The 1,495-nt window shown below is 62.1% G+C and carries 2 protein-coding genes; both read left to right on the forward strand.

Going from position 1 to position 1,495, the window contains the following annotated elements:
- The first annotated feature begins 109 nt into the window (after nucleotides 1-109).
- Nucleotides 110-790 (forward strand): RNA polymerase sigma factor, encoded by a 681-nt coding sequence (locus HOC_RS21630; protein ID WP_051625175.1) that lies wholly within the window; start codon nucleotides 110-112, stop codon nucleotides 788-790.
- Between the two features lie 44 nt (nucleotides 791-834).
- A complete protein-coding gene (locus HOC_RS20430; protein WP_051625176.1) occupies nucleotides 835-1,386 on the forward strand; it encodes an RNA polymerase sigma factor in 552 nt (183 codons plus the stop codon).
- Nucleotides 1,387-1,495: the final 109 nt, after the last annotated feature.

Genomic DNA, 1,495 nt, shown 5'->3' on the forward strand with positions numbered 1-1,495 from the left:
GGCGTCGGAAACCCTGGTGAAGCATGGCTGATAATCACCTGCGCATCCTGCGCAGGCCCGCTGTCCTGTACCAGAGAGTCTCACGCCGGAACCTAAGCAGGGGCACGGCATGGCAGGTACACCGCGACGATCAGAACAGAACGGCCCGCGGGGTGCGGTCCGGGCATCTGTCACAGGTAATGAGACAAACAGGACTGACCCCGGTCGTGCCGCATCAATCCGCCCGCGCCCTGCTGCGCGGCCCGTTGGCGAGGACGCCCTGAACCGGCTCTTCCGGGAGTATCACAGTCAGCTGCTGCGCTTCTGTCGAATCCGCACCCATGATGCGCCCGAAGCCGAGGATCTTGTCCAGGATGCGTTCGTGGCGGTCCGACGGGCCTATCCCGACAAGGCCATCGACGAGTTGCGACCGCTCCTGTTCACGACGCTGCGGAACCTGACCCTCAATTATCTGAAATCCGGCAATACGAAACGCCAGAAGACATCGGTCGACCTGCTGGGGCGGGATGACCGCCTCGGCTGTCCGCGCACGGCGACCCCGGAAATCCAGCTCATGGATGCGCAATTGCTGGCCATTGCCGAACAGGTAATCGCCAGGATGGCGCCGCGCCGCCGGGAGGTGCTGAAACTCCACCGGTTCGAGCAGCTGACCTATGAGGAGATTGCTGAGCGCCTCTCGGTCTCGCGATCGACGGTCAAGAAGGACCTCGCCGATGCCATTGCAGAAATTGCCGAAGCGCTCGCCCGTAAAAGCGGACCCGGCGCCGATCATCGGACGGTGCGCAAATGACAATGCAGGAGCCGGGAAATGCGCGAGCTGCGAGACGTCCCCTGGTGGGGGAGTGTTTCGGGCTTAGGGGAAGTGCGGCGCTCGACGAGGTCTTTCGTCTTCAATATGACCAGCTCGTCAGATTCAGCCGGATACGTATCGGCAATGCCTCTGATGCCGAAGACCTTGTGCAGGAGGCTTTTCTGTCTGTGAGGCGCGCCTATCCCGACAAGGGGATCGGCGAATTGCGGCCGCTGCTTTTCACGACTTTGCGAAATCTCACGCTGGACTACCTCAGATCGGGCTATGCGAAGCGCGCGCGAAAATCTGATGAGTTCAGCGCCCTCGGCGATGTGCTTGCGTGCCCCCACTCGCCGACGCCCGAGAAGCAGATAATCGATATCCAGTCGCTGGCGATCGTGCAGAACGCCCTTGCGCGACTTGAACCGCGCAAGCGCGACGCCCTCCTCCTCAGCCGTCTGGACCGCCTGACCCACAAGGAAATCGCTGCGCGGCTGTCGGTCTGCCCCCGAACCGTCCGGACCGACATAACAGAAGCGATGGCTGCCATCACCAGGAGCCTGATGCGAAGCAGTGACACGAACCAGCCCACCTGAACGGCGTGTTTTGCATCGCGCGTCATCGGTACGCACCGCCTTGCACACTCTGGCCCACAGTCCGACTGCCCGTTCGCCATCTGATCTGAGAGGTTTGACCTGACCAGAC

It is taken from the genome of Hyphomonas oceanitis SCH89 (genome assembly GCF_000685295.1).
Taxonomy (GTDB): domain Bacteria; phylum Pseudomonadota; class Alphaproteobacteria; order Caulobacterales; family Hyphomonadaceae; genus Hyphomonas; species Hyphomonas oceanitis.

Coding starts and splice junctions, on each gene's coding strand:
- HOC_RS21630 (WP_051625175.1), top strand. CDS start 110: ATGGCAGGTACACCGCGACGATCAGAACAGAACGGCCCGCGGGGTGCG.